Raw genomic sequence first — 24,366 nt, 5'->3', positions numbered from 1 at the left:
TCGACCATGCAGCACTCAGCCAACAGCCCCATCCTGACCCAACATGGCCTGCACATGCCCAAGCTGGGCCTGGGTACCTGGCCGATGCTGGGCGAGGAATGCACCCGCGCCGTGGAACAGGCGTTGAGCCTCGGTTACCGGCACATCGACACGGCCCAGGCCTACAACAACGAAGAGGCGGTCGGCCAGGCGCTGAGCAACACCGACGTGCCCCGGGAGCAGATCCACGTCACCACCAAGGTCTGGTGGGACCAACTGCAACCCGATGCCATGCGCCACTCCATGGAGCGCAGCCTCAAGGCGCTGCAGACCGATTACGTCGACCTGTTCCACATCCACTGGCCAACCCCCGACATGGACTTGCAACGCACCCTGGAAACCCTGGCGTCGTTCAAGGAACAAGGCCTGGCCCGCCATATAGGCGTGGCCAACTTCCCGCTGGCGCTGCTGCGCCGGGCGGTCGAAGAACTGGGTACGCCGTTGTCGGCCATCCAGGTGGAGTACCACGTGCTGCTGGGCCAGAGCGGCTTGCTGGACTATGCACGCCAGCACGACATGGTGCTGACCGCCTATACGCCGCTGGCCCGCAACAAGGTTTCGCAGATCCCGCAGATCCAGCAGATCGCCGCCAAACACGGGGTGCTGCCGACCCAGGTGGCATTGAAGTGGTTGCTGGATCAGGACAACGTCGCGGCCATTCCCAAAGCCCGCAGCCAGGCCAACCAGTTGGCCAATCTTGGGGCTTTGCAGGTGCAGTTGGACGATGAGGATCGGGCGTTGATTGCGGACTTGCCGAAGGACCAGCGCCAGGTCAGCCCGGATTTCGCGCCACAGTGGGACGTGTTTGATCGTTGAAATGAGGGGGCATTAGGCGCCATTGGCAGTCCAATGGCGCCGGGGTCTTTCTAGAAGTCGAAGAACACGGTTTCGCCTTCACCCTGGATGCGAATATCAAAGCGGTAGGCGCGTTGGCCGTCGACTTCGCAGGGATGGGCCAGCAGGGTTTCGCGACGTTGCGGCTGTTCGATCAGGTTCAGCACCGGGCAGCGCGCGTTGGCCTCCGACTCGTCGGCAAAGTACAGCCGGGTGTGCAGGTGGATGTTGATGCCCCGGGCAAACAGCGACAGGTTGATGTGCGGCGCCATGGCCACCCCCGCCGCGTTCTGCACCACACCTGGCTTGATGGTGTTCAGCGTCCACTCGCCGGCGTCGAAGGTGGTGGCGGTACGCCCGAAGCTGTTGAAGGTTTTTTCCGAATCGAAGACCGGGTCATAGACCCCCTCGTGGTTGGCTTGCCAGAACTCCAGGAACGAGTCGCGCACCAGATGGCCATTGCCGTCGTAGACGTGGCCGATCAGCAGGATCTGTTCGCCGGCCGCGTCAGGCTTGGCCATCTGGTTCCAGATTTCATCGCTGCGGGTCGGGTTGCCGGCAGCGGCCAGGGCCAGGCCGATGTGCACATAAGGGCCGGCCGTTTGCGAAGGGGTTTCGGGCAGCAGTTCGATAGGCATGGGCAAGCTCCTCAGCAGTTCTCGAAATGGGTCTTGCGCTGGCCGCGCAACACGATGTCGAAGCGATAGGCCAGGCAGTCCATGGGGTTGGCGTTGCCCATGTCGAGGCGCGCGATCAGGCTCTGCACCGCATCCGGGTTGGCAATCGACTTGACGATCGGGCACAGCGGGATCAACGGATCGCCTTCGAAATACAACTGGGTGATCAGGCGCGTGGCGATGGACGGACCGCTGATGGAGAAGTGGATGTGCGCCGGGCGCCAGTCGTTGGGGCCGTTGCGCCAGGGGTACGGCCCGGGCTTGATGGTGCGAAAGCTGTAGTAGCCGTCACGGTCGGTCAGGGCCCGGCCGACGCCGCCGAAGTTTGGGTCCAGGGGCGCCAGGTAGCGGTCGTTCTTGTGCCGGTAGCGGCCGCCGGCATTGGCCTGCCACATCTCCACCAGGGTATGGGGGATCGGCTTGCCGTACTGATCGCAGACCCGCCCGGAAACGATGATGCGCTCGCCCACCGGCAAGCCGCCGTTGTTGAAGTTGAGCAGCAGGTCGTTGTCGAAACGGCCGGTCTTGAGGTGGGAGAAATCCGGGCCACTGGTTTCACTCACCGATTGCGGGATGCTGACCAGCGCCTGGCGCGGGGAGCGGGCGACGGACGTCTTGTAGTCGGGGGTCAAGGCCTTGGGGTGCCAATTACGGTCGCGAATCACGAAGCGACTGCTGTCTGCATCAGACATGTCGATCTCCTGTTGTTGGATTTATGGAGCTGCCTTCGCAGTCTCACCCAACAACAGGAAGCGGAAAATTGAAAAGCCGCCCGCCAACCATAACCAAATGGTTATGGATAAAGCCCTGCGCGGTAGGCGCTGCCCACTTCCCGCAGAACGTCGACGCACCATTGCCCGGCCAGCGACAGCGGCAGGCTGGCGTTGCTCGAAATCCCCACCGAGCCCCCGGGCTCGCGCAACCCCAGGTCGATCTCGCACAACTCGCCGTTGGCCAGGTCCAGGCGCACCGCGTCCAGCGGGGCGATCCACAGCGCATCAGTGGATAACGCATAACGCCGGCTCAAGGTCACCGACAGGGTTTCCAGGCGCTGCCGGGATTGGCCGATGCCGCACTGCACAAACAGGCTGTCGGCGAACTTGCGGATGGTAGTGCCCGCCAGCGGCAGCACCAGGGGAAAGCGCTCCACGGCGTCGCGATCGAGGGGGCCAGCGAGCAAGGGATGCTCCGGGCGCGCCACCAGGGTCATCGACTCGCTGTACAGGTGCTCGAAGCTCAGGCCCTGGATCTCCGGGCTCTCGGTCATGCGCCCCACCACCAGGTCGACATCCCCGACCCGCAGCTGCGACAACAGGTAGGCGCTGGGGCCGGTGACCACACTCACCGCCAGTGCCGAGTGGCGCTGGTGCAGGCGCCGCACCACTTCCGGCAGCAGCAGGCTTTCAGCGGTCGACAGCACCCCGAGGCGCACCACCCCGGCGGCATATTCACCGCCGCGCAGGGTATCCACACCCTCGCGCAGAGCCTGCACCGAAGGCCCGGCATAACGCAGGAAGGCCCGGCCGGCCTCGGTCAGGCTGAGCCCGGCCTTGCTGCGCAGGAACAGGCTGGCATCGAGCAGTTGCTCCAGCTCCTTGAGGGTTTTCGACATCGCCGGCTGGCTCACGGCAAGCACATCGGCGGCACGCGCGAGGCTGCCCTGGCGAGCCATTTCAAGAAAACACACCAGGTGACGGAATTTGATGCGGGTATCGATGTTCAATAGTGAGCCCCGAATAGGTCTGGACAGCAGCGATGCGGCCGCGGGCAATGGTAACGTGCGCGCAAATGCCTGACGACCGGACTGGCGTCGGCACCACTCACCAGCAACACTCACAGCCAACGATAACGAGGATTCACCCCATGCTTTGGAAAAAAGGGCGGCGCAGCGACAACGTGGTGGATGCTCGTGATGACAGCGGTGGCGGTGGCGGCGGCATGCGTTTCGGCGGCGGCAAGGGCCTGAGCCTGACGGCCATCCTGCTGATCGTCGGCATCGGCTGGATCACCGGCCAGGACCCGATGCAGATCCTCGGGCAACTGACCGGGCAGATGGAGCAATCGGCACCGGCCACGACCCAGACGCGCCAGGCACCACCGGCCAATGATCAACAGGCCGAGTTCGTGCGCGCCATCCTCGGCGACACCGAAGACACCTGGGGCCAGATCTTCCAGGAGGCCGGGCGCCAGTACCAGCAACCCAAACTGATTCTGTTCCGCGGTCGGGTGAACTCCGCCTGCGGCGCCGCCACCTCGGCCACCGGCCCCTTCTACTGCCCTGCCGACCAGCAGGTGTACCTGGACATGGACTTCTTCCGCGAAATGTCCCAGCGCTTTTCCGCCGCCGGCGACTTCGCCCAGGCCTATGTAATCGCCCACGAAGTCGGGCACCACGTGCAGACCCTGCTCGGGGTCTCGGCCAAGATCCAGGCTGCACGCCAGCAAGGCCGGCAGATGCAGGGCGATGGCGGGCTGCTGGTGCGCCAGGAACTGCAAGCCGACTGCCTGGCCGGAGTCTGGGCCAACCATGCGCAAAAACGCCTGAACTGGCTGGAGCCCGGGGATATCGAAGAAGCCCTGAACGCCGCCAATGCCATCGGCGATGACCGTTTGCAGCAACAAGGTCAGGGGCGTGTGGTGCCGGACTCCTTCACCCACGGCACCTCGGCGCAGCGCGTGCGCTGGTTCAAGACCGGCTTCAGCCAGGGCCAGATCGGCCAGTGCGACACCTTCGCCGCGAAGAGCCTTTAAAAATGCGCGTGCTGACGCTGGTTGCGCTGTGGATCGCCTGTGCCAGCGCACAGGCGGCGGAACATGGGGTCAAGGACATCAGCCCCGAGCGCCTGGCGCTGGACGGCGGTGAGCTGGCCGTGGGCCTGAGCCAGGATTGGCGACAGCCGCTGCCGCAGATCCAGCGCGCACTGATCATCGTCCATGGCCGCCTGCGCAATGCCCAGACCTACCTGCACAGCGCCGAACAGGCCGCCAGCCAGGCCGGGCAAGGCGCGAACACCCTGGTGATCGCGCCGCAGTTTCTCAATGAGTCCGACGTGCAGCGCAACCACCTGGACCGCCAGGTACTGCGCTGGAAGGGCAACGACTGGATGGCGGGCGAGGCATCCATCGGCCCGGGCCAGGTCAGCTCCTATGGCGCCCTCGACCAGATCATCAAACACCTGGGCAACCACACGCTGTTTCCGGCGCTGAAGGAAATCGTGGTCGCCGGCCATTCCGGCGGTGGCCAAGTGGTGCAGCGTTTCGCTCTGATCGGCCACGATCACCCGACCCTGCAACGCGAAGGCATCAGCCTGCGCTTTGTGGTGGCCAACCCATCGTCCTATGCGTACTTCAGCCCGCAGCGGCCGGTGCGGTTCGATGCAGCCGATTGCCCGGGCTTCGACAACTGGAAATACGGCCTGCAGCAGCTGCCGGACTACGCCCGGGGTCAGAGTGCGGAGCAGTTGGAGCAGGCGTACGTGTCACGCACTATCACCTACCTGCTGGGCCAGCAGGACACCGATCCGAACCATCCGGCACTGGATAAAAGTTGTGAAGCCGAGGCCCAGGGCGCCTATCGCCTGATTCGCGGGCACAACTATTTCGACTACCTCAAGCAGCGCCACCCGCAGTTGAGCCATCGGTTGGTGGAGGTGCCGGGGGTGGGGCACAACGGAGATGGGATGTTGACCTCGCCTGAGGGGCAGAAGGCATTGTTCGCCCGCTGAGGGGGCGGACTTTATTGGGGGGCGCTACGCGCCCCAGCGGGAGCAAGCTCCCTCGCCACTAGAAGCCATCTGTAGCCGCTGCCGAAGACTCGGGCCGCAGCGGCTCCAAGGGAACAAACGCCCTCGCTAGATCATTTTCTGCAACGCGCCGCAGTCTGCCGCGTGCCAATCCGCCAGCTCCGGCCATGGGTTCTCCGGCAGGTTGACCAACACCGTGCGCGTGCCTGCGGCGCGGCCGCAGTCGAGGTCGAAGCGGTAGTCGCCCACCATCACCATGGCGCCGGGCGTCACCTCCCAGGCCTCGGCCAACTTCAGCAAGCCACCCGGGTGCGGTTTGGGCGGCGCATCATCGCGGCCCAGCACGTCGTCGATGGCAAAGCAGTCCGCCAGACCGATGGCCTCCAGGGTGATATGGGCCAGCTCCCGCGCGTTGCGGGTCAGGATGCCCAGGCGATAGCCGCGCTGCGCCAGGTCGCGCACCAGCTCCACCGCCCCCGGCGCCGGGCGTGAGCCCAGGGCCAGTTCACGCTCATGCTCCAGCAGCCAGGCATGTTTGGCCGCGGCTTCTGCGGCGGGCAAGGCCGCGAGATGGGTCAGAATGTCGTCTTCCGGGGGGATATCCAGGGCCTGGCGAATGGCGGCGAAATCAAGCACTGCAATCGTCAGGGTGCCGTCCATATCGAACACCCAATGGCGTATGTCCGAAAGGCTCATGCCCAGTCCTTGCGATGACGGATCAGACCTTCCTGGGTAACCGACGCCACCAATTGCCCGGCGCGGTTGAACACGCTGCCACGGGAGAAACCACGGGAATTGCCGGCCCATGGGCTGTCCATGGCGTACAGCAACCAGTCATCGGCGCGCAGATCAGCATGGAACCACAGCGCGTGGTCGAGGCTGGCGACCTGCATGTCCTTCTGCCACACCGATTTGCCGTGGGGCAGCATCGAAGTGGTCAGCAGGCCGAAGTCGGAGGCATAGGCCAGCAGGTACTTGTGCAAGGCCGGGATATCGGCCAAGGCGCCGTCGGCGCGGAACCACACGTACTTCACCGGGTCCATCGGCTGCGGGTTGTACGGGTCTTTTTCGGTGACCGGGCGCACTTCGATGGGTTTCGGGCACAGCAGTTTTTCACGCATGTGCTCAGGAATCAGGTGCGCGCGCTGCTGGGTGATTTCCAGCTCCGAGGGCAGGTTTTCCGGGCCCACCACTTGCGGCATCTGGTTCTGGTGTTCGAAGCCCTGCTCGTCGTACTGGAAGGAGGCGCTGCAGGTGAAGATCGGGTTGCCCTTCTGGATCGCGGTCACCCGGCGCGTACTGAAGCTGCCGCCATCACGCACCCGGTCCACCTGGTAGACCACCGGCAAACCGGCATCGCCCGGGCGCAGGAAGTAACCGTGCATGGAATGCACATGGCGTGCTTCTTCCACGGTCTGACTGGCTGCGGACAAGGACTGGCCCAGCACCTGGCCGCCGAACAGCTGGCGGAAGCCCAGGTCCTGGCTGCGACCGCGAAACAGGTTTTCTTCGATCGGTTCCAGGGTCAACAGGTCGACCAGATCTTCCAACACGTGGCTCATTCAGGATCTCCTCACACAGAGCAATACCGCGCAGTCTTGGCTGCGGCGGGCAATTCAATCAGGGGGCATCCTGATAATCGGCACATTCTAAACGCCCTGCCGCCCTATCCATGCAAGGTTTCCAACCATTGTTCGCGGTTGATGCGATACAGCACATGGGCGCGCAACGGGTGATCGCCGGCCAGCGCGGGATGTTCGAAGTCGTCGCTTGGAGCATGGTGCATGCCGATGGCTTGCATGACTTTCTGCGACGGCTGATTGCTGGCTGTGGTGAACGCCACCACCTCTTTCAGCGACAAGCGGTCAAAACCGCAGCGCAGAGCGGTCCAGGCCGCTTCGCTGGCATAGCCCAGGCCCCAGTGTTCACGGGCCAGGCGCCAGCCGATTTCCACCGCCGGGGTAAAGGGCGCTTCGAAACCCACTACGCCCAAGCCGGTAAAGCCGATAAAGGCGCCGCTGTCCTTGCGCTCCAGCGCCCACAAACCAAAGCCATGTTCGGCAAAATGACCGCGTATTCGCCCGATCAATGCCGCACTTTCCAGTCGGCTCAAGGGCGCGGGGAAGTACCGCATGACCTGTGGGTCGGCGCACATTGCCGCAAACGCCGGCAAATCTTCATCGCTCCACTGGCGCATCAACAGCCGCGCGCTTTCCAGTTGCAATATCGGCTCCATCGGGGCCCTCCATAATCCATGGGAGCAAGTCTACATCGCTGGTAGGATCCTTCACGGGTTCCTATCAGAAATTGCCATGCCATTGCCGTTGATTTATCACGATGACTACAGCCCCGAGTTTCCTGCGGAACACCGCTTTCCCATGGACAAATTTCGCCTGCTGCGCGACCACCTGGTGGACAGCGGCCTGACCCGGGATGCCGACCTGCTGCGCCCGCAGCTCTGCCCGCCAGAGATCCTGGCCCTGGCCCATGACCCCGGCTATATCGAACGCTATATGAGCGGCGAGTTGTCCCGGGAAGACCAGCGGCGCCTGGGCCTGCCCTGGAACGAAGCCCTGGCGCGACGTACCGTGCGCGCGGTCGGCGGCTCGCTGCTGGCGGCCGAGCGGGCCCTGGAACATGGCCTGGCCTGTCACCTGGCCGGGGGCACCCATCATGCCCATTACGACTACCCGGCCGGTTTCTGCATCTTCAACGACCTGGCGATCATCAGCCATTACCTGCTGGCGGCCGGTCGGGTCAGCCGGGTTCTGATCTTTGATTGCGACGTGCACCAGGGCGATGGCACCGCTCGGATTCTCGAACATACCCCGGACGCGGTGACCGTCTCGTTGCACTGCGAAAAGAACTTCCCGGCGCGCAAGGCCACCAGCGACTGGGACATTCCCCTGGCCATGGGCATGGGCGACGGCGAGTACCTGCAGGTGGTCGATGACGCCCTCAACTACCTGCTGCCGCTCTACCAACCGGACCTGGTGCTGTACGACGCCGGGGTCGATGTGCACAAGGACGACGCCCTGGGCTACCTGAAACTGACCGACGCCGGGGTCGCCGAGCGCGATGAGCGTGTCATGCGCCATTGCCTGGGCCGCGACATCCCGGTGGTCGGGGTGATTGGCGGCGGCTACAGCAAAGACCGCCAGGCCCTGGCCCGACGCCACGGCATCCTGCACCACAGTGCGCAGCGGGTCTGGGAATCATCAGGATGCTACTGAGCCTGAGGGCCTTACCCACATCCACTGTGGAACAGCTTGTGGATAACCTGGGAGAAAGCTCCTACAGACCTTGCTCCACGGGGCCTCACGGCTATCGCCTGTTTTTTGATCAATGACATAAGACGGTCATACAGTTGTGGGTGGCTTACCCCCAATCCCTGTGGAGCCGCCTGTGGATAACCTGCGTGAAAGGTGCTACAGCCTTTGCTCCACAAGGCTTGCAGAGCGATGTGCATTTTTTGAACAGCTTGCCCCCCATCCCAAGCCTCTTCGTCACATCCCCTTGCCGGCAGCGATTTGAGCCCACGACCTGACTCTTTCAGACGTCCAGCTAGCGAAGACCTTGACGAGGCTATCGGACATTTCACCGAATACAGGTAAAATGCCCCGTTCAATGACGACAGATTCGGCGGCTACTGCGGTATGCAGCACTCAGGGGGAGAAGTTTTGACCGCATCATTCGCAGCAGCCTCTCGCTGCAAAAGCGGCATTGCCATAAGCAGCTTTGACGTCGATCTGCTTCTCATAGGCCCGTCAAGCCTGCACTCGTCCACAGGTGGGAACAGCCAATCCAGCATTTGCCTCAATGACCGCGAACAACTGACCGCGGACGCCTGGTGTGCCAGACCGATCAGGGCCACCGATTTATACTCAGTGTGCCGCGCTGTCACAAACGGAGCTCGCGAAAGGAGTCTTGCGCAAGACATGCTGGAGGCTGGGACCGCCTTATGCATTATCGCTCGAGGCAGACCTGGATTTTAATAGTTTATTTCACTTAATAAAATTAAAACTTCCAGCACCATGACAACTTAAAATTAAACACTTATTCAATATTAAGACGAAAGTCCAGTCGGAGTTTTAATTGATGTCAGACATCAAACAGGCAAGCATTGAAAAATTCAAGAGCAGAGAAGCTCTGATCGGCATTATCGGGCTTGGCTATGTCGGTTTGCCGTTGATGTTGCGCTACAACGCAATTGGTTTTCGCGTGCTGGGCATTGATGTCGACCAGAACAAGGTCAATCAGTTGAATGCTGGCCAAAGCTATATCGAGCACATTTCTGCCAGCAAGATTGCTGCCGCCCATGCCAGTGGCTTTGAAGCGACCGTGGACTTCAGCCGCGTCAGCGAGTGCGATGCATTGATCTTGTGCGTTCCCACTCCGCTGAATAAGTATCGCGAGCCGGACATGAGTTTCGTGATCAACACTACCGACTCGCTAAAGCCCTATTTGCGTGCCGGCCAAGTGGTATCCCTGGAAAGTACCACCTACCCCGGGACGACCGAGGAAGAACTGCTGCCTCGCGTTGAAGAGGGTGGACTCAAGGTTGGCGAGAATATCTTCCTGGTCTACTCCCCAGAACGCGAAGACCCGGGCAACCCCGACTTTGAAACACGCACCATCCCGAAAGTGGTTGGCGGCCATACCGCAAGCTGCCTGGAGGTAGGTGTTGCGCTGTACGAACAGGCCATCGACCGCGTAGTGCTGGTGAGTTCGACCAAGGCTGCGGAAATGACCAAGCTACTGGAGAACATTCACCGCGCGGTCAACATTGGCCTGGTCAATGAAATGAAAGTCGTCGCCGACCGCATGGGCATCGACATCTTCGAAGTTGTGGACGCTGCGGCCACCAAGCCCTTCGGTTTCACCGCCTATTACCCAGGCCCCGGCCTGGGCGGCCACTGCATCCCAATCGACCCCTTCTATCTGACCTGGAAGGCGCGGGAATATGGCCTGCATACCCGCTTCATCGAACTCTCCGGCGAAGTCAATCAGGCCATGCCCGAGTATGTTGTCAGCAAGCTCGTGGATGCTCTGAATGATGACTGCCGCGCTCTGAAGGGCAGCCGTATCCTTGTACTGGGCATCGCTTACAAGAAGAATGTCGATGACATGCGTGAGTCACCTTCCGTCGAGATCATGGAACTGATTGAAGCCAAGGGCGCCATTGTCGCCTACAGCGACCCTCACGTGCCTGTCTTCCCGAAGATGCGCGAACACCATTTCAACCTCTCCAGCGTGCCTTTGACTGCCGATACCCTGGCCGGCTTCGATGCTGTTGTTCTAGCCACTGACCACGACAAGTTTGACTATGAGTTGATCAAGTCCAGCGCCAAACTGATCATTGATAGCCGTGGTAAATACCGCCAGCCTGAAGCCCACATCATCAAGGCTTAATTTTTTCAGTCCTGGTCTATCCGAGACAATGTTATTTGGAGCGTTCTAGTGAAACGTTTTGCCCTGATTGGTGCAGCCGGCTACATAGCCCCACGCCATATGCGAGCTATCAAGGACACCGGTAATGAGCTGGTTTGTGCCTATGACATCAACGATTCGGTCGGCATCATCGACAGTCTCTCCCCGCAAAGCGAGTTCTTTACCGAGTTCGAACGTTTCTACGATTACGCCTGGCGCCTGAAGCGTGATCCAGCCAAGGCACTGGATATCGTGTCCGTCTGCTCTCCCAACTACTTGCACCATCCGCATATCACTTCGGCCCTGCGCATGGGCTGCGATGTCATCTGCGAGAAACCACTGGTTCCAACCATCGCCCTACTGGACGACCTGGCCCTGACCGAACGCGAGACCGGCAAGCGCCTCTGGAACATTCTCCAACTGCGCCATCACCAGGCGATCATTGACCTCAAAGAGAAAGTCCAGAACGAGAAGCGTACCCACAAGCATGAAGTCGAACTGACCTACATCACTTCCCGTGGTAACTGGTACATGGAGAGCTGGAAAGGCGACCAGCGCAAGTCATTCGGTGTAGCCACCAATATTGGTGTGCATTTCTACGACATGCTGCATTTCATTTTTGGCAAATTGCAGCGCAATGTCGTGCACCACAGCAGTGCTTACAAGGCTGCAGGGTATCTGGAATATGAGAACGCCCGAGTACGCTGGTTCTTGTCCATTGACCAGAATGATCTGCCTGATGCCGTCAAGGGAAAGAAGCCAACCTACCGTTCGATCACCGTTGATGGTCAGGAAATAGAGTTCTCCGAAGGTTTTACCGATCTGCACACCGTCAGCTACCAGGCAATCCTGGACGGCAAGGGTTACGGCATCGAGGACGCGCGGCACTGCGTCGAAACCGTCGAAGTCATCCGTTGCGCTGCGCCGGTTGCGTCGCAGGACGGCGAAGGGCACCCATTCCTCGCCAATCTGGCTCGCTGAGGTTCTCATGCCCTATCAAGTTCACCCCAGCGCCATAGTCGATGACGGCGCCCAGATCGGCGAAGGCTCGCGCATCTGGCATTTCGTTCATGTCTGCGGCGGCGCGCGCATAGGCAAAGGGGTGTCGCTTGGGCAAAACGTCTTTGTCGGCAACAAGGTAGTGATTGGCGACCAGTGCAAGATCCAGAACAACGTGTCGGTGTACGACAACGTCACCTTGGAAGACGGCGTGTTCTGCGGGCCGAGCATGGTCTTCACCAATGTCTACAACCCCCGCTCCCTGATTGAACGCAAAAACCAGTACCGGGACACCCTGGTGAAAAAAGGCGCGACGCTGGGTGCCAACTGCACCGTCGTCTGTGGCGTGACCATTGGCGAGTTCGCCTTTATCGGCGCTGGCGCGGTGGTCAACAAAGATGTACCTGCGTACGCCCTGATGGTTGGGGTTCCGGCTCGGCAAATTGGCTGGATGAGCGAGTTCGGCGAGCAACTGGACTTGCCCGTGGAAGGCCAGGCCAGGGCTATCTGTGAACATACCGGGGCTCATTACAGCCTGCACGGGAAACTATTGAGCAAGGAGGAGAGCTGCGCATGATCGAATTCATCGACCTGAAAAGCCAACAGGCACTGATCAAAGAACAGATCGACGCAGGCATCCAGCGAGTCCTCTCCCACGGCCAATACATCCTCGGGCCTGAAGTTGCCGAGCTCGAGGAAAAGCTCGCCATATCAGTAGGGGCCAAGCACTGCATTACGTGCGCCAATGGTACCGATGCCCTGCAGATCGCCCTGATGGCGCTGGGCATTGCCCCCGGCGATGAAGTCATCACACCTGGTTTTACCTACATCGCCACCGCAGAAACGGTGGCCCTGCTAGGTGCCAAGCCGGTGTACGTGGATATCGACCCTCGCACCTACAATCTCGACCCAAAGCACCTGGAAGCGGCAATAACTCCACGAACCAAAGCCATTATCCCAGTCTCCCTGTATGGTCAGTGTGCGGACTTCGACACGATCAACAGTATCGCCGCCAAATACCATGTACCGGTGATTGAAGATGCCGCACAAAGCTTCGGTGCAAGCTATAAAGGCAAGCGCTCCTGCAATCTGACGAGCATCGCCTGCACAAGCTTTTTCCCAAGCAAACCCTTGGGCTGCTATGGCGATGGCGGCGCAATGTTCACCAATGACGATGACCTGGCGGTGATCCTCCGGCAAATCTCTCGTCATGGACAGGATCGTCGCTACCACCATGTCCGGGTTGGCGTAAACAGCCGCCTGGATACCCTGCAGGCAGCAATTCTGTTGGCCAAGCTGGAGCTTTTTGAAAAGGAAATCCTGCTGCGTCAACAAGTCGCCAACACTTACGAACAGTTGTTGACTGAGGCCGGTATCAAAACGATTCCCTACGTCGAGCCCCACAACACCAGTGTCTACGCGCAATACACCATCAGGGTAAAAGAGCGAGACACCGTACAGGCGAAGTTGAAGCAACAGGGCATTCCAACCGCCGTGCATTACCCGATTCCCCTGAACAAGCAACCGGCTGTCGCGGACAGTAGCGCCCGTTTGCCTCTGGGTGATGAAGTTGCAGAACAGGTAATGAGCCTGCCCATGCACCCCTACCTGACGATCGAAGATCAGGTAAGGATCGTTGAGTGCCTGGTAGCGGCTGGCGTTGCGAATCAATGAGCGACAGTAGAAAACTGGTGAGTAACACGGCCATTTACTTCGGGGCGAATATCCTGAATGCGGCCATACCATTTTTTCTCCTGCCCATTCTGACCCGGGTATTGAGCCCGGCGGACTACGGCACCATCGCCATGTTTGGCATTTGCTTGAGCATTATCAGTGCATTCACGGGCCTGAGCGTCCATGGAGCCATTGGGGTTCGTTACTTTCAGCTCAACAAGGAAGAGTTGGCCGAGTACGTAGTGACATGCATGGGGATCCTGGTCGTCAGTACAACGACCATCTTCCTTATAACACTCGCCCTTCGGCCCTGGCTCGCACCGATCACTGGCTTGCCCATGGACTGGCTGTTGGTCGCTGTAGTGGTTTCAGGCTTCCAATTCCTCGGTAACATTCGCCTGTCTCTCTGGCAAGTTGCCGGTGAGGCGAAAAAATATGGTGCGTTTCAAGTCACGCAAAGCCTTCTGAACGCGGGCGGTTCACTCGTGCTCATACTTTTGGTCGGCATGGCGTGGGAAGGCCGGGTACTGGCACAAAGCATTGCCATAGCCCTGTTTGGCGTAATCGGATTGTTCTGGCTGTGGAAAGACGGCCTGCTGAGAAAACCCGTGGTGTGGCGAGCCCACTGCAGAGACGCGCTGAAGTTCGGTATTCCACTGATTCCGCATGTCATTGGCGGGCTACTCATTGTCGCCACCGACCGGCTCATCATCGTCAAGTTGCTTGACGTGGGACAGGCAGGTCTTTACATGGTTGCCCTGCAGTTTGGACAAGTGATAGGCCTGGTTACCGAGTCCTTCAATAAGGTCTATGCACCCTGGCTGATGAAAAACCTGGCAAGCAAGGAAGAGATACCGCGCTCGCGCATTGTGGGCTTTTCTTATTTATACATGGTGTTCCTGCTCGTCATGGCCACCACCTTTGGCTTGCTCGCCCCATGGGTCATGAGCTTCGTGGTGGGCCACGAGTTCAAGGCCTCAAGCGAACTGGTGATCTACATTGCGATTGGCTTCGCCTTTGGTGGCTGCTACTACATGGTCACCAACTATGTCTTTTTCGAAAATAAAAATTCGATTCTGGCACTGATCACCCTGATCACTGGATTGATAAACATTCCACTGATGTACTTCCTGGTAGAACGTAACGGATTGGTAGGTGCAGCCCAAGCATTCATGCTGACTCAATGTTTCTCTTTCGTTGGCACATGGTGGCTTTCAAACAAAGTGCATCCAATGCCTTGGTTCAACTTCAAAGCTTAAAATAGGATTACAGTTCATGCTCACCGACCAGACCATTCTTATCACTGGTGGCACAGGCTCCTTCGGGAACACCTTCGTGCCGATGACCCTCGCCAAATACAATCCGAAGAAAGTCATCATTTTCTCTCGTGACGAAATGAAGCAGTGGGACATGGCGAAGAAGTTCGAAGGCGACCCTCGCGTGCGCTTCTTCATTGGCGACGTTCGCGACAAAGACCGTCTGTATCGCGCCCTTGATGGTGTGGACTATGTCGTTCACGCGGCTGCCACCAAGATTGTCCCGACGGCCGAGTACAACCCTTTCGAATGCGTGAAGACCAATATTAACGGCGCCATGAACCTGATCGATGCCTGCATTGATAAAGGCATCAAGCGCGTTGTCGCCCTGTCCACGGACAAAGCCAGCAGCCCGATCAATCTATACGGTGCCACCAAACTGGCTTCCGACAAGCTGTTCATCGCTGGGAACTCCTATTCCGGTGGGCACGAAACCCGCTTCTCCGTCGTTCGTTATGGCAATGTCATGGGTTCTCGCGGCTCGGTGATCCCGTTCTTCATGTCGATCAAGGATAAAGGCGTACTGCCAATCACCGATGAGCGCATGACTCGCTTCATGATCTCTCTTGAAGAAGGTGTGGAGTTGGTATGGCATGCCTTTGAGGATATGGAAGGCGGTGAAATCTACGTTAAGAAGATTCCATCCATGAAGGTCACCGACCTGGCTCGTGTCATTGCCCCAGATGCACAGCAGGAAGTAGTGGGTATCCGTCCTGGCGAGAAACTGCACGAGCAGATGATCAGCGTCGAGGATGCTTACTACACCTACGAGTACCCGGAGCACTTCAAGATTCTGCCAACAATCAACAACTGGTCGACCTGTGAAGAGCGCATCAAGGACGGTCATAAAGTCCCCGAAGGCTTTGTCTATGCCAGTGACAGCAACAGCCAGTGGATGACCGGTGAAGCGCTGCAGGCATGGATAGATCTCAATCGCGAAAAAATCGGGAGTATCTGATCCATGATCCCCTACGGCCGCCAAGACATTACCCAAGCAGACATTGATTCGGTAGTGGAAGTATTGCAGTCCGACTTTCTCACTCAAGGCCCTATGGTGCCGCGTTTTGAGCAAGCGGTAGCAGCACATGTTGGTGCTGAGCATGCTCTGGCGCTGAACAGCGCGACATCTGCGCTGCACATCGCCTGCTTGGCGCTGGGAGTAGGCCCTGGAGATTGGCTCTGGACCACTCCAATCACCTTTGTCGCCTCGGCAAACTGCGCGCTGTACTGCGGCGCCCAGGTGGACTTCGTAGACATCGACCCCGTCACCTACAACCTCTGTCCACGGGCATTGGAGCTCAAGTTGGAGCAGGCGGAGCGCGCAGGAAAACTGCCTAAAGTGGTGGTTCCCGTCCACCTTTGTGGCCAGCCCTGCGATATGCAGGCCATCCATGCGCTAGCCAAGCGTTATGGATTCAAGGTCATCGAAGATGCATCGCATGCCATCGGCGGAAAGTATCAGAACGAGTTCATCGGTAACTGCCGATTTAGCGACATCACGATATTCAGCTTTCACCCGGTCAAGATCATCACCACTGCTGAAGGCGGTATGGCCCTGACCAATAACGGGGAGTTGGCCGAAAAGATGGCGCTGTTGCGCAGCCATGGTATTACCCGTGATCCGGCCCAGATGACTCATGAATCTGATGGCCCTTGGTACTACCAGCAGATCGCTCTTGGCTACAACTACCGTATGACCGAGTTGCAAGCGGCTCTGGGCGTTAGCCAGGTTCAGCGCCTCGACCAATACGTGGCCCGACGTCACGCATTGGCCCGACGCTATGATCAATTGCTGACTGAACTGCCGGTGACTACGCCTTGGCAGCATCCAGACAGTTATTCCGGCCTGCACCTGTATGTAATTCGCCTGCAGCTCGAGAAGATCGACAAGACACATGCCCAGGTATTTGAATCCCTGCGCGAGCAAGGCATTGGCGTGAATGTGCACTACATCCCGGTGTCCACCCAGCCTTACTATCGGCAGATGGGTATCAAGCCTGAAGATTACCCGGAAGCACAGGGCTATTACCGCGAAGCCATTAGCCTGCCGATGTTTCAGACGATGACTGAGCAGCAGCAGGATCAGGTTGTGCTCGCACTGCGCAAGGCTCTCTCGGCATGAACGTCGCAATCATCCCTGCTCGCGGTGGCAGCAAGCGTATTTCACGCAAGAACATCAAAGAGTTCTGCGGCAAGCCGATGATTGCCTGGAGCATCGAGGCAGCGTTAAAAAGTGGCTGCTTTGAACAGGTCATCGTCTCTACGGACGACGCCGAAATAGCTGAAGTTGCTGTTCAGCATGGGGCTAGCGTACCGTTCATGCGGCCAGCGGAGCTATCCGATGATCATACGGGCACTACCCCCGTAGTGCGTCACGCCATTGAATGGTTAAACCTTCAAGGTTCTAACCCTCAATATGTTTGCTGCCTTTATGCCACCGCCCCTCTTATCGACAGCCAGGACATCCTCAAGGGGTTGAATGCGCTGGATAAAGAAGGAGGGGATTACGCTTTTTCGGTCACCAGCTACGCATTTCCAATTCAACGCGCCATCCGCATAGATGACGATGGCCACGTTGATATGTTCAACCCCGAGTACTTCACTGTCCGCTCTCAAGATCTTGAACATGCCTACCATGACGCCGGCCAATTTTATTGGGGAACCTCCGCCGCATGGCTGGAAACCCGGGTAATTTTTGGCAGAAGATCGCTACCGATCGTACTGCCACGACATCGCGTTCAAGATATCGACACGCTAGAAGACTGGGAAATGGCTGAATATCTTTTCAAGGCCGTGCGGCTTCGGGATAGCAGCCAGTAAATTTGTTTTTCGAGAGGACGTTAAAAGATGCTGACTTATTGCAAGCGCTGCGTAATGCCAGACACCAAACCTGATCTCTATATCGATGATGAGGGTATCTGCAGTGCCTGCCGCAGCTATGAACAACGAAACGAAGTCGACTGGGACCAGCGCAAGAAAGAACTGGCGGTCATTCTCGACAAGTACAAGAACAAGACCGGTGACAACTGGGATTGCATTGTTCCTGTCAGTGGTGGGAAAGACAGCACCTACCAGGTGATACGCATGCTGCAGCTGGGTTTGAACCCCCTGTGCGTAACCTCGACGACTTGCGACCTTTCTGACATTGGCCGCAAGAACATCGAAAACCTGAAACACCTCGGTGTCGACTACGTAGAGATGTCCCCCAACCCACGGATCCGCGCAAAGCTGAACCGAATCGGCCTGACCCAGGTGGGCGACATTGCCTGGCCCGAGCACGTAGGGATCTTTACCATCCCGGTCCGAGCCGCCGTTCAGTTCAACATCCCGCTGATCGTATGGGGAGAGAACTCGCAAAACGAATATGGCGGCCCCGCTGCTGCGGCCAGCAATAACGTCCTCAACCGTCGCTGGCTGGAAGAGTTCGGTGGCCTGCTGGGCATGCGTGTTTCCGATCTCATCGGCACCGATGGCATCGAAGCAAAGCACTTGATCTCCTACACCTACCCTAGTGATGAAGATCTGACACGCGTGGGCGTTACCGGCCTGTTCCTTGGGCACTACATTCCGTGGGATGGCTTGTCCAACTCGCTGATCGCCCAAGCACATGGTTTTCATACCTATGAAAAAGTAGCCGAAGGCTCCATGGTCAACTATGAAAACCTGGACAATCATCAGCACGGGATTCACGACTACTTCAAGTTCCTCAAGTTTGGTTTCAGTCGTGCCACCGACCACGCCTGCCTGCACATTCGCCGTGAACGCCTGACCAGGCAAGATGGCATGGATATCGTCAAGAACCTGGATGGCAAGTTCCCGTGGGAATATCTGGGGAAAAGCCTGGAAGACATCTTGCGCCCATTGGACATGACAGTGGACGAGTTCATCGCCCTGTGTGACAAGTTCACCAATAAGAAGATCTTTAAACGCGACGCAAAAGGTGCGCTGATTAAAGATAAAGAAGGCAACCTCACCAAGGTCAACTACGACAACATATGAAGATAGGTATTATTGACTATGGAGTCGGTAACCTCGGATCGGTGATGCGCGCCATTGAGGCCCTGCGCGTCACACCGGTCCTGGTGGATCGCGCCATTGACATGCACACGGTCGATCGGCTCCTTCTACCTGGCGTGGGCAACTTTGCCGATTGCGCACAGCTCCTGCACAAAGGGGGGTGGGTCGACGCTTTGCATGAGGAAGTTCAACACCGCGGCAAACACATGCTAGGGGTTTGCGTCGGCATGCAACTTCTTGCTACCACCAGCATGGAGGGCGCGCAAAGTGATGGCCAGGGGACGACTCCCGGGTTGAACCTGATCCCAGGCAAGGTCGAGCATCTGAGTTCGCTGGGCTGTACCCTGCGCGTGCCTCACAGTGGCTGGAACAACGTTTCGGCATGCGCCGCAGAGCGTGAACTATTCGATGGCATACCTGATGGCACGGACTTCTACTTCGTACACAGCTATGCATTCACGCCAGAGGACAGTGCCGATATTCTGGCCGTTACGGACTATGGTGTCCCGGTGGTCGCCGCTGTCAGACGCGGTCGTGTTTGGGGTACACAATTTCATCCAGAAAAAAGCTCCAGGGCCGGGTTTCGGTTGCTGCGAAACTTTGTAGAGGCGCCAGAATGCTGAAGGTTCGCGTAATTCCAACCCTGCTGTGGAAACAATTAGGCTTGGTAAAAGGCATCGGTTTTGACAGCTGGCGAAGAGTGGGATCCGTCATGCCCGCGATCAAGGTCTATAACCAGCGTGAAGTTGATGAGCTCATCCTGGTGGACATCGTGGCTCACAAGTCAGATGAAGATCTGGATTTCGAATCTGTCGATGACTTCGGCCAAGAGTGCTTTGTTCCATTGACCGTGGGTGGCGGCATTACTCATATCAACCAGGTTCAGCGACTGCTTCGAGCTGGTGCGGACAAGGTCTGCATCAACACCGCGGCCTATACCACCCCGGAACTGCTGAGTGAAATTGCCAAGCGCCATGGTGCGCAGTCCGTCGTGGCGAGCATCGATGTCCGAAATGAGTCGGACGGCAGTGGTTGGCAGTGCTTCAGCCATGCGGGAAAACAGGCTACAGGTCGTAAAGTTGCTGACTGGGCACGCGAAGTGGAAGCAAGAGGCGCCGGCGAGATATTGATTACATCGATCGATCGAGACGGAACGCAACTTGGGTATGACTTGGCGTTGATCGAGGCTGTAGTCAAGGCTGTCAACATCCCGGTAATCGCTTCGGGCGGCGCAGGCAACTACCAGCATATGGTCGAGGCTGTAACTCAGGCTGGAGCCTCGGCAGTCGCTGCTGCCAGCATGTTCCACTTCACCGAACAGACTCCTGCCGGTGCGAAAAACGCCCTGGCCGCCGCAGGTGTTCCCATCCGCAAGCCATACCTTGATTCGGCTGGGTCTCGATGATCGAGCGCGTTGCGTTTCGTGTCGATGCCTCGGTGAACATCGGCATTGGCCATGTGATGCGCTGCCTCACATTGGCCGACGCCTTGTCCCTGGGTACGGTTGAGAGCCACTTCATCTGTCGCGGAACTCCTGAGAACCTAACCAGACTGATAGTGGACAAGGGGCACCGCGTTCATGTGCTCCCCACAACCACTACGGCTCCTATGCGGCAGGCCGCCTCGCCCAAGCGCGAGGAACATGGCCCGCAGCTTGCCCATTGCAAGTGGCTGGGAGTGTCGCAGCAACACGATGCCAGTGAATCGGCAGCTATTCTGCAAGACTTGCAGCCTGACTGGTTGATCGTCGATCACTACGCTCTTGATGCTCGCTGGGAGCAGGCCGTCAGACCTCTGTGCGGCAAGTTGATGGCGATTGACGACCTAGCCGACCGTGCCCATTGCTGCGACCTGCTGCTGGACCAGAATCTGGGACGCCAGGCTGCGGACTATGGTTCTTGGGTTTTGCCTCACTGCGAAGTGCTCGCTGGTTCGAAATATGCGTTGCTGCGACCCGATTTCGCACAACTGCGCGACTACAGCATCAAGCGCCGGACCACCCCACGGCTCAGACAACTGCTGATCAGCATGGGCGGTGTCGACAAGGATAATGTCACAGGCCAGGTACTGGATGTCCTGAAAAACTGTGCACTGCCGGACGACTGTCGCATCTGGGCAGTGATGGGCGCCACTGCCCCGTGGCTGGAAAGCGTGCGAGAGCAATGTGCCCTGATGCCGGTACCAACCGAAGTGCTGGTCAATATCAGCGACATGGCACAACGGATGGCGGACAGCGATCTGGCGATCGGTGCCGCGGGCGGGACATCCTGGGAGCGCTGCTGCATGGGGCTGCCCACCCTGACGGTGGTAATCGCCGAGAACCAATGGCCTGGGGCCCATGCCCTGGCTAACGCCGGCGCCGGGGAACTGCTGGGAACCGTAGAGCAAATCACCGATCGCCTGCCTGCTGCGCTGGCCGACCTGCAACAAGGCTCCAGACTGGAGCAGATGATTGAAGCAGCGATCGGCGTCACCGACGGTTGCGGCACACGTTATGTCGTAGAGAAACTGGAGCAGCTCTCTAAATGACCAGACAAAGCGACAATCAGTGGCTGGTACGCAGGATGACTGACGACGATATCGATCAAGTACTCGCCTGGCGCAACCACGAAGCGGTGCGCAGCTACATGCATACCCAACATGAGATCAAGCGCGCCGAACACACTCGCTGGTTTGAACAGGCGTGCGCAGACCCCCGTCGCGATCTACTGATATTCGAAAGCCAGGGAGTTGCACTTGGTTATGTTAACTTCCACCAGACTGCACAGGGCCGAACCGCCGATTGGGGGTTCTATGCGGCCCCAGAAGCGCCGAAGGGCACAGGTCGCAATATGGGCCAGGCGGCTTTGCACTATGGGTTTACAGAGCTGAACCTGCACAAAGTCTGTGGCCAAGTGCTGGCTTACAATGAACGCTCATTGCGGATGCATCGCAGTCTTGGCTTTCAACAGGAAGGCGTCCTGCGCGAGCAACATTTCGATGGTCAGAGCTATCACGACACTGTGTGTTTTGGCCTTCTTGCCGCTGAATGGCAACTAAATACCTGAGAGGCACCGACTTTATGTCAAACATTTACAGTATCAACATTGCCGGTCGCCGCATTGCTCTGGACGCTCCGCCCTACATCATCGCCGAGCTTTCCGCCAACCATAACGGGAAGCTGGAAACTGCGCTGAAGATCATTGAAGAAGCAAAAAAGGCAGGCGCTGACGCCATCAAGTTACAAACCTATACCGCCGACACCATCACCTTGAACTGCGACTCTGAAGAGTTTCAGATACACGGCGGGCTCTGGGATGGGAAAACTCTCTATCAGCTATATCAGGAAGCCCACATGCCATGGGCCTGGCATGCTCCTTTGTTCAAGCATGCGGAGAAACTGGGCATTACCATTTTCAGCTCGCCCTTCGATAACACCGCTGTAGACATGCTTGAAGATCTCAACGCCCCGGCCTACAAGATTGCCTCTTTCGAGGCAGTGGATCTGCCCCTGATCAAGTATGTCGCAAGTACCGGCAAGCCCATGATCATTTCCACCGGCATGGCTGATGCCGAGGAAATTCAGGAAGCCATAGATACGGCGAAAGCCAACGGCTGCAAGGAGCTGGCAATTCTTCACTGCGTGAGTGGCTACCCTGCTCCGGCCAGTGACTATAACCTACGCACCATTCTCGAAATGATTCAGCGATTTGGATTGGTCACAGGCCTTTCCGACCATACGCTGGACAACACCACAGCCATTACCAGTGTTGCCCTGGGCGCTTCGATCATCGAGAAACACTTCACTCTCAATCGAAGTGGTGGCGGCCCTGATGACAGTTTTTCGCTGGAACCTGCCGAACTGGCCGAGCTCTGCCGTAACAGCAAGACGGCATGGTCGGCCATGGGCAAGGTCGACTACGCACGCAAGTCGAGTGAACAAGGCAACGCAAAATTCCGCCGCTCCTTGTACTTTGTACAAGACTTGAAAGCCGGAGAATTGATTACCCCGGACGCGATACGCAGCGTACGCCCGAGCTATGGACTTCCACCCAAGTGCTATGACCTGGTCATTGGAAAGCGAGTGACTAGAGACATAACCGCCAATACCGCTGTCAGTTTCGAAGTAATTGCGGAGTAACGCCGGGTGGGGGAGTTAGAAAGCAATCTTGCACTTGCTGTCAGTGAAAGAAATTTTCTTGACGTATTGTGCACGCTTGAAAAAAAATATGATGTTTCGTCACTGCGCTATAAGGGCACGCAATACTGGCCCTTGCTGCGGATGATGCTCGGTTTTGAGAATGATCCACTGGTTCCGCCCGCCCAGGAAAAAGCCGGGATCAAAGATCGGTTTAGAAAATACCTATACGCGCTTAGTTCGTTTTTTGAGAGTTTCATTGACCCGAAGAGCAACCTGGGTCGAAGTGGACCATCTGATGTCTACTATCTGACGCACTCGACCTGCCGCAGCTTGAAAATTAAGGGCAAGTACTTCGACGCATTCTTTTCCCCTTTGAGGCATTGGTGTGAGGCGGCGAACAACCAAATCAGCTTCTACGCCGAAGAGTTTGTCCCTGGCGCGGAGTACCGCACTCCGAGGTCGGAAAAGACAGCCTATATACAAAAATATCTGACGTTAATTTCTCTTCTAGGTGGATCCCGAAGCAAATCCACAAAACTGGAAGAGAGTGATATTGCGCTGATTGAGAACCTGAAGAGCGAGATTGAGTTGCAAGGCTTCACCGCCCGCTCAATCAACTTTCCTGCGATCCAGAAAGCCCTTACACAGCTAGATTTGCATAAAGAGCGTTTTTCAAAAGTCCTGAAATCCACACAGCCGAATATTGTACTGGTCGTCACTTACTACAACATTCTCGGCTTTTCCTTGATGGCGGCGGCCAATGCACTTGGCATAAAGACCATTGATCTGCAGCACGGCGTGCAAGGTCCCGGGCATTTTGCATATGGAAATTGGGGCCGGGTTCCTGAGGGTGGTTGGGACATGCTGCCTCGATTATTCTGGAACTGGACGGCTGAGGATGTAGTCAATGTGAACTCATGGGGAGGCCAGGCTCACACAGGGATATTGGGAGGGCGAATCTTCAGCCAGTACTTGAGCGAGGTGGATGTTGAGTTCTCCGAATATAAAACGTTGACATCTCGCATCAAGAACTCCGGCTGTGAACGAGTCACTCTGATCACCTTGCAGCCCATAGAGTGCGAGGATTTCCTTCAAGCCCTGCTCGACGCGATGCAGAGCCCTGAGTGCGAATCCGTATTCTGGTTGTTTCGGCTACACCCGGCAATGATGGACAAACAGGATATCTATTCAGCTCGATTCAAAAACAAGTGCAGCGACTTGGATTTATGCTCCAACCTACCTATCGATTACGTTTTGAAGCTGGCTGATCTACATGTCACCCTCAACTCTTCAGTTACTATCGAAGCCGCACTTGAAGGCGTCCCTACACTGCTTGATCACAACTGCAGTTACTACATGGAGTGGCAAAACCTGGGGATTGCACAACGTAGAGAAGAAGGACAAGCATGGGCTGTAGCAATTGCAAACCATTTGAACAACGGTAATCGATTCCTTAAAGCCCAGGACAAGCCTTCTGCAAAAAAAATGATTCTCGAGCTGACCTCAAACTGAATCTG

At 57.7% G+C, this 24,366-nt stretch carries 25 protein-coding genes; 19 read left to right on the top strand and 6 right to left on the bottom strand.

What is annotated here, in order from left to right; genetic code table 11:
* Positions 1 to 6: 6 nt before the first annotated feature.
* Positions 7 to 855: an aldo/keto reductase gene (locus MF4836_RS19985; RefSeq protein ID WP_078471706.1), complete on the top strand. Its 849-nt coding sequence runs from the start codon at positions 7 to 9 to the stop codon at positions 853 to 855.
* A gap of 50 nt (positions 856 to 905) precedes the next feature.
* On the opposite strand, the gene pcaG is transcribed toward MF4836_RS19985, so the two are convergent.
* The 3 genes from pcaG to pcaQ all read right to left on the bottom strand — a co-directional run bounded on the left by pcaG (position 906) and on the right by pcaQ (position 3,273).
* Entirely contained in the window at positions 906 to 1,511 is a 606-nt protein-coding gene (gene pcaG / locus MF4836_RS19980) for a protocatechuate 3,4-dioxygenase subunit alpha (RefSeq protein WP_078471705.1), read from the bottom strand.
* An 11-nt stretch (positions 1,512 to 1,522) separates the two neighbouring features.
* The gene (gene pcaH / locus MF4836_RS19975) at positions 1,523 to 2,242 is read right to left on the bottom strand and encodes a protocatechuate 3,4-dioxygenase subunit beta (RefSeq protein ID WP_020296942.1); all 720 of its coding nucleotides are present in this window, start codon (positions 2,240 to 2,242) and stop codon (positions 1,523 to 1,525) included.
* A gap of 101 nt (positions 2,243 to 2,343) precedes the next feature.
* A complete protein-coding gene (gene pcaQ, locus MF4836_RS19970) occupies positions 2,344 to 3,273 on the bottom strand; it encodes a pca operon transcription factor PcaQ (RefSeq protein ID WP_078471704.1) in 930 nt (309 codons plus the stop codon).
* A 140-nt stretch (positions 3,274 to 3,413) separates the two neighbouring features.
* On the opposite strand from pcaQ, the gene ypfJ reads away from it, so the two are divergent.
* Together ypfJ and MF4836_RS19960 are read left to right on the top strand one after the other, a co-directional pair.
* Complete coding sequence (ypfJ, locus tag MF4836_RS19965) at positions 3,414 to 4,301, top strand: KPN_02809 family neutral zinc metallopeptidase (RefSeq protein WP_078471703.1); 888 nt, start codon at positions 3,414 to 3,416, stop codon at positions 4,299 to 4,301.
* Positions 4,302 to 4,303: 2 nt separating this feature from the next.
* The gene (locus MF4836_RS19960; RefSeq protein WP_078471702.1) at positions 4,304 to 5,275 is read left to right on the top strand and encodes a hypothetical protein; all 972 of its coding nucleotides are present in this window, start codon (positions 4,304 to 4,306) and stop codon (positions 5,273 to 5,275) included.
* A gap of 126 nt (positions 5,276 to 5,401) precedes the next feature.
* On the opposite strand, the gene MF4836_RS19955 is transcribed toward MF4836_RS19960, so the two are convergent.
* The 3 genes from MF4836_RS19955 to MF4836_RS19945 all read right to left on the bottom strand — a co-directional run bounded on the left by MF4836_RS19955 (position 5,402) and on the right by MF4836_RS19945 (position 7,529).
* Positions 5,402 to 5,989 carry an HAD family hydrolase gene (locus MF4836_RS19955; RefSeq protein WP_078471701.1) on the bottom strand — a complete coding sequence of 196 codons (588 nt, stop codon included), beginning with the start codon at positions 5,987 to 5,989 and terminating at the stop codon, positions 5,402 to 5,404.
* Positions 5,986 to 6,855 (bottom strand): acyl-CoA thioesterase II, encoded by an 870-nt coding sequence (gene tesB / locus MF4836_RS19950; RefSeq protein ID WP_078471700.1) that lies wholly within the window; start codon positions 6,853 to 6,855, stop codon positions 5,986 to 5,988. The genes MF4836_RS19955 and tesB overlap by 4 nt, the downstream gene beginning before the upstream one ends.
* Positions 6,856 to 6,959: 104 nt before the next feature.
* The gene (locus MF4836_RS19945) at positions 6,960 to 7,529 is read right to left on the bottom strand and encodes a GNAT family N-acetyltransferase (RefSeq protein WP_078471699.1); all 570 of its coding nucleotides are present in this window, start codon (positions 7,527 to 7,529) and stop codon (positions 6,960 to 6,962) included.
* 76 nt (positions 7,530 to 7,605) lie between these two features.
* On the opposite strand from MF4836_RS19945, the gene MF4836_RS19940 reads away from it, so the two are divergent.
* The 16 genes from MF4836_RS19940 (at position 7,606) to MF4836_RS19865 (ending at position 24,361) form a co-directional block, all read left to right on the top strand.
* The gene (locus tag MF4836_RS19940; protein WP_078471698.1) at positions 7,606 to 8,526 is read left to right on the top strand and encodes a histone deacetylase family protein; all 921 of its coding nucleotides are present in this window, start codon (positions 7,606 to 7,608) and stop codon (positions 8,524 to 8,526) included.
* A gap of 865 nt (positions 8,527 to 9,391) precedes the next feature.
* The gene (wbpA, locus tag MF4836_RS19935) at positions 9,392 to 10,705 is read left to right on the top strand and encodes a UDP-N-acetyl-D-glucosamine 6-dehydrogenase (RefSeq protein WP_078471697.1); all 1,314 of its coding nucleotides are present in this window, start codon (positions 9,392 to 9,394) and stop codon (positions 10,703 to 10,705) included.
* Between the two features lie 48 nt (positions 10,706 to 10,753).
* Positions 10,754 to 11,704 carry a Gfo/Idh/MocA family protein gene (locus MF4836_RS19930; RefSeq protein ID WP_078471696.1) on the top strand — a complete coding sequence of 317 codons (951 nt, stop codon included), beginning with the start codon at positions 10,754 to 10,756 and terminating at the stop codon, positions 11,702 to 11,704.
* A gap of 7 nt (positions 11,705 to 11,711) precedes the next feature.
* Positions 11,712 to 12,299: a UDP-2-acetamido-3-amino-2,3-dideoxy-D-glucuronate N-acetyltransferase gene (gene wbpD, locus MF4836_RS19925; RefSeq protein ID WP_078471695.1), complete on the top strand. Its 588-nt coding sequence runs from the start codon at positions 11,712 to 11,714 to the stop codon at positions 12,297 to 12,299.
* Positions 12,296 to 13,396 carry a DegT/DnrJ/EryC1/StrS family aminotransferase gene (locus MF4836_RS19920; RefSeq protein ID WP_078471694.1) on the top strand — a complete coding sequence of 367 codons (1,101 nt, stop codon included), beginning with the start codon at positions 12,296 to 12,298 and terminating at the stop codon, positions 13,394 to 13,396. Before wbpD ends, MF4836_RS19920 begins: the two co-directional genes overlap by 4 nt.
* Positions 13,393 to 14,655 (top strand): lipopolysaccharide biosynthesis protein, encoded by a 1,263-nt coding sequence (locus tag MF4836_RS19915; protein WP_078471693.1) that lies wholly within the window; start codon positions 13,393 to 13,395, stop codon positions 14,653 to 14,655. Before MF4836_RS19920 ends, MF4836_RS19915 begins: the two co-directional genes overlap by 4 nt.
* A gap of 16 nt (positions 14,656 to 14,671) precedes the next feature.
* On the top strand, positions 14,672 to 15,670 hold the full coding sequence (gene pseB, locus MF4836_RS19910; RefSeq protein WP_078471692.1) for a UDP-N-acetylglucosamine 4,6-dehydratase (inverting): 999 nt from the start codon (positions 14,672 to 14,674) through the stop codon (positions 15,668 to 15,670).
* A gap of 3 nt (positions 15,671 to 15,673) precedes the next feature.
* Positions 15,674 to 16,834, top strand: a complete 1,161-nt coding sequence (gene pseC / locus MF4836_RS19905) for a UDP-4-amino-4,6-dideoxy-N-acetyl-beta-L-altrosamine transaminase (protein WP_078471691.1) — start codon at positions 15,674 to 15,676, stop codon at positions 16,832 to 16,834.
* Entirely contained in the window at positions 16,831 to 17,532 is a 702-nt protein-coding gene (gene pseF, locus MF4836_RS19900) for a pseudaminic acid cytidylyltransferase (RefSeq protein ID WP_078471690.1), read from the top strand. Before pseC ends, pseF begins: the two co-directional genes overlap by 4 nt.
* Before the next feature lie 27 nt (positions 17,533 to 17,559).
* Positions 17,560 to 18,711, top strand: coding sequence for an N-acetyl sugar amidotransferase (locus MF4836_RS19895; protein ID WP_078471689.1), 1,152 nt, complete (start codon positions 17,560 to 17,562; stop codon positions 18,709 to 18,711).
* A complete protein-coding gene (hisH, locus tag MF4836_RS19890) occupies positions 18,708 to 19,352 on the top strand; it encodes an imidazole glycerol phosphate synthase subunit HisH (RefSeq protein ID WP_078471688.1) in 645 nt (214 codons plus the stop codon). Before MF4836_RS19895 ends, hisH begins: the two co-directional genes overlap by 4 nt.
* Positions 19,346 to 20,134 carry an imidazole glycerol phosphate synthase subunit HisF gene (gene hisF, locus MF4836_RS19885; protein ID WP_078471687.1) on the top strand — a complete coding sequence of 263 codons (789 nt, stop codon included), beginning with the start codon at positions 19,346 to 19,348 and terminating at the stop codon, positions 20,132 to 20,134. The genes hisH and hisF overlap by 7 nt, the downstream gene beginning before the upstream one ends.
* Positions 20,131 to 21,258: a UDP-2,4-diacetamido-2,4,6-trideoxy-beta-L-altropyranose hydrolase gene (pseG, locus tag MF4836_RS19880; RefSeq protein WP_078471686.1), complete on the top strand. Its 1,128-nt coding sequence runs from the start codon at positions 20,131 to 20,133 to the stop codon at positions 21,256 to 21,258. The genes hisF and pseG overlap by 4 nt, the downstream gene beginning before the upstream one ends.
* Entirely contained in the window at positions 21,255 to 21,776 is a 522-nt protein-coding gene (gene pseH / locus MF4836_RS19875; RefSeq protein ID WP_238596167.1) for a UDP-4-amino-4,6-dideoxy-N-acetyl-beta-L-altrosamine N-acetyltransferase, read from the top strand. The genes pseG and pseH overlap by 4 nt, the downstream gene beginning before the upstream one ends.
* Positions 21,777 to 21,790: 14 nt before the next feature.
* Positions 21,791 to 22,849, top strand: a complete 1,059-nt coding sequence (gene pseI / locus MF4836_RS19870; protein WP_078471685.1) for a pseudaminic acid synthase — start codon at positions 21,791 to 21,793, stop codon at positions 22,847 to 22,849.
* 6 nt (positions 22,850 to 22,855) lie between these two features.
* Positions 22,856 to 24,361 (top strand): hypothetical protein, encoded by a 1,506-nt coding sequence (locus MF4836_RS19865; RefSeq protein WP_153050248.1) that lies wholly within the window; start codon positions 22,856 to 22,858, stop codon positions 24,359 to 24,361.
* Positions 24,362 to 24,366 lie beyond the last annotated feature (5 nt).

The sequence above is a fragment of the Pseudomonas sp. MF4836 genome, assembly GCF_002018875.1.
Lineage (GTDB): Bacteria > Pseudomonadota > Gammaproteobacteria > Pseudomonadales > Pseudomonadaceae > Aquipseudomonas.
This window is presented reverse-complemented; position numbering and strand designations above follow the sequence as displayed.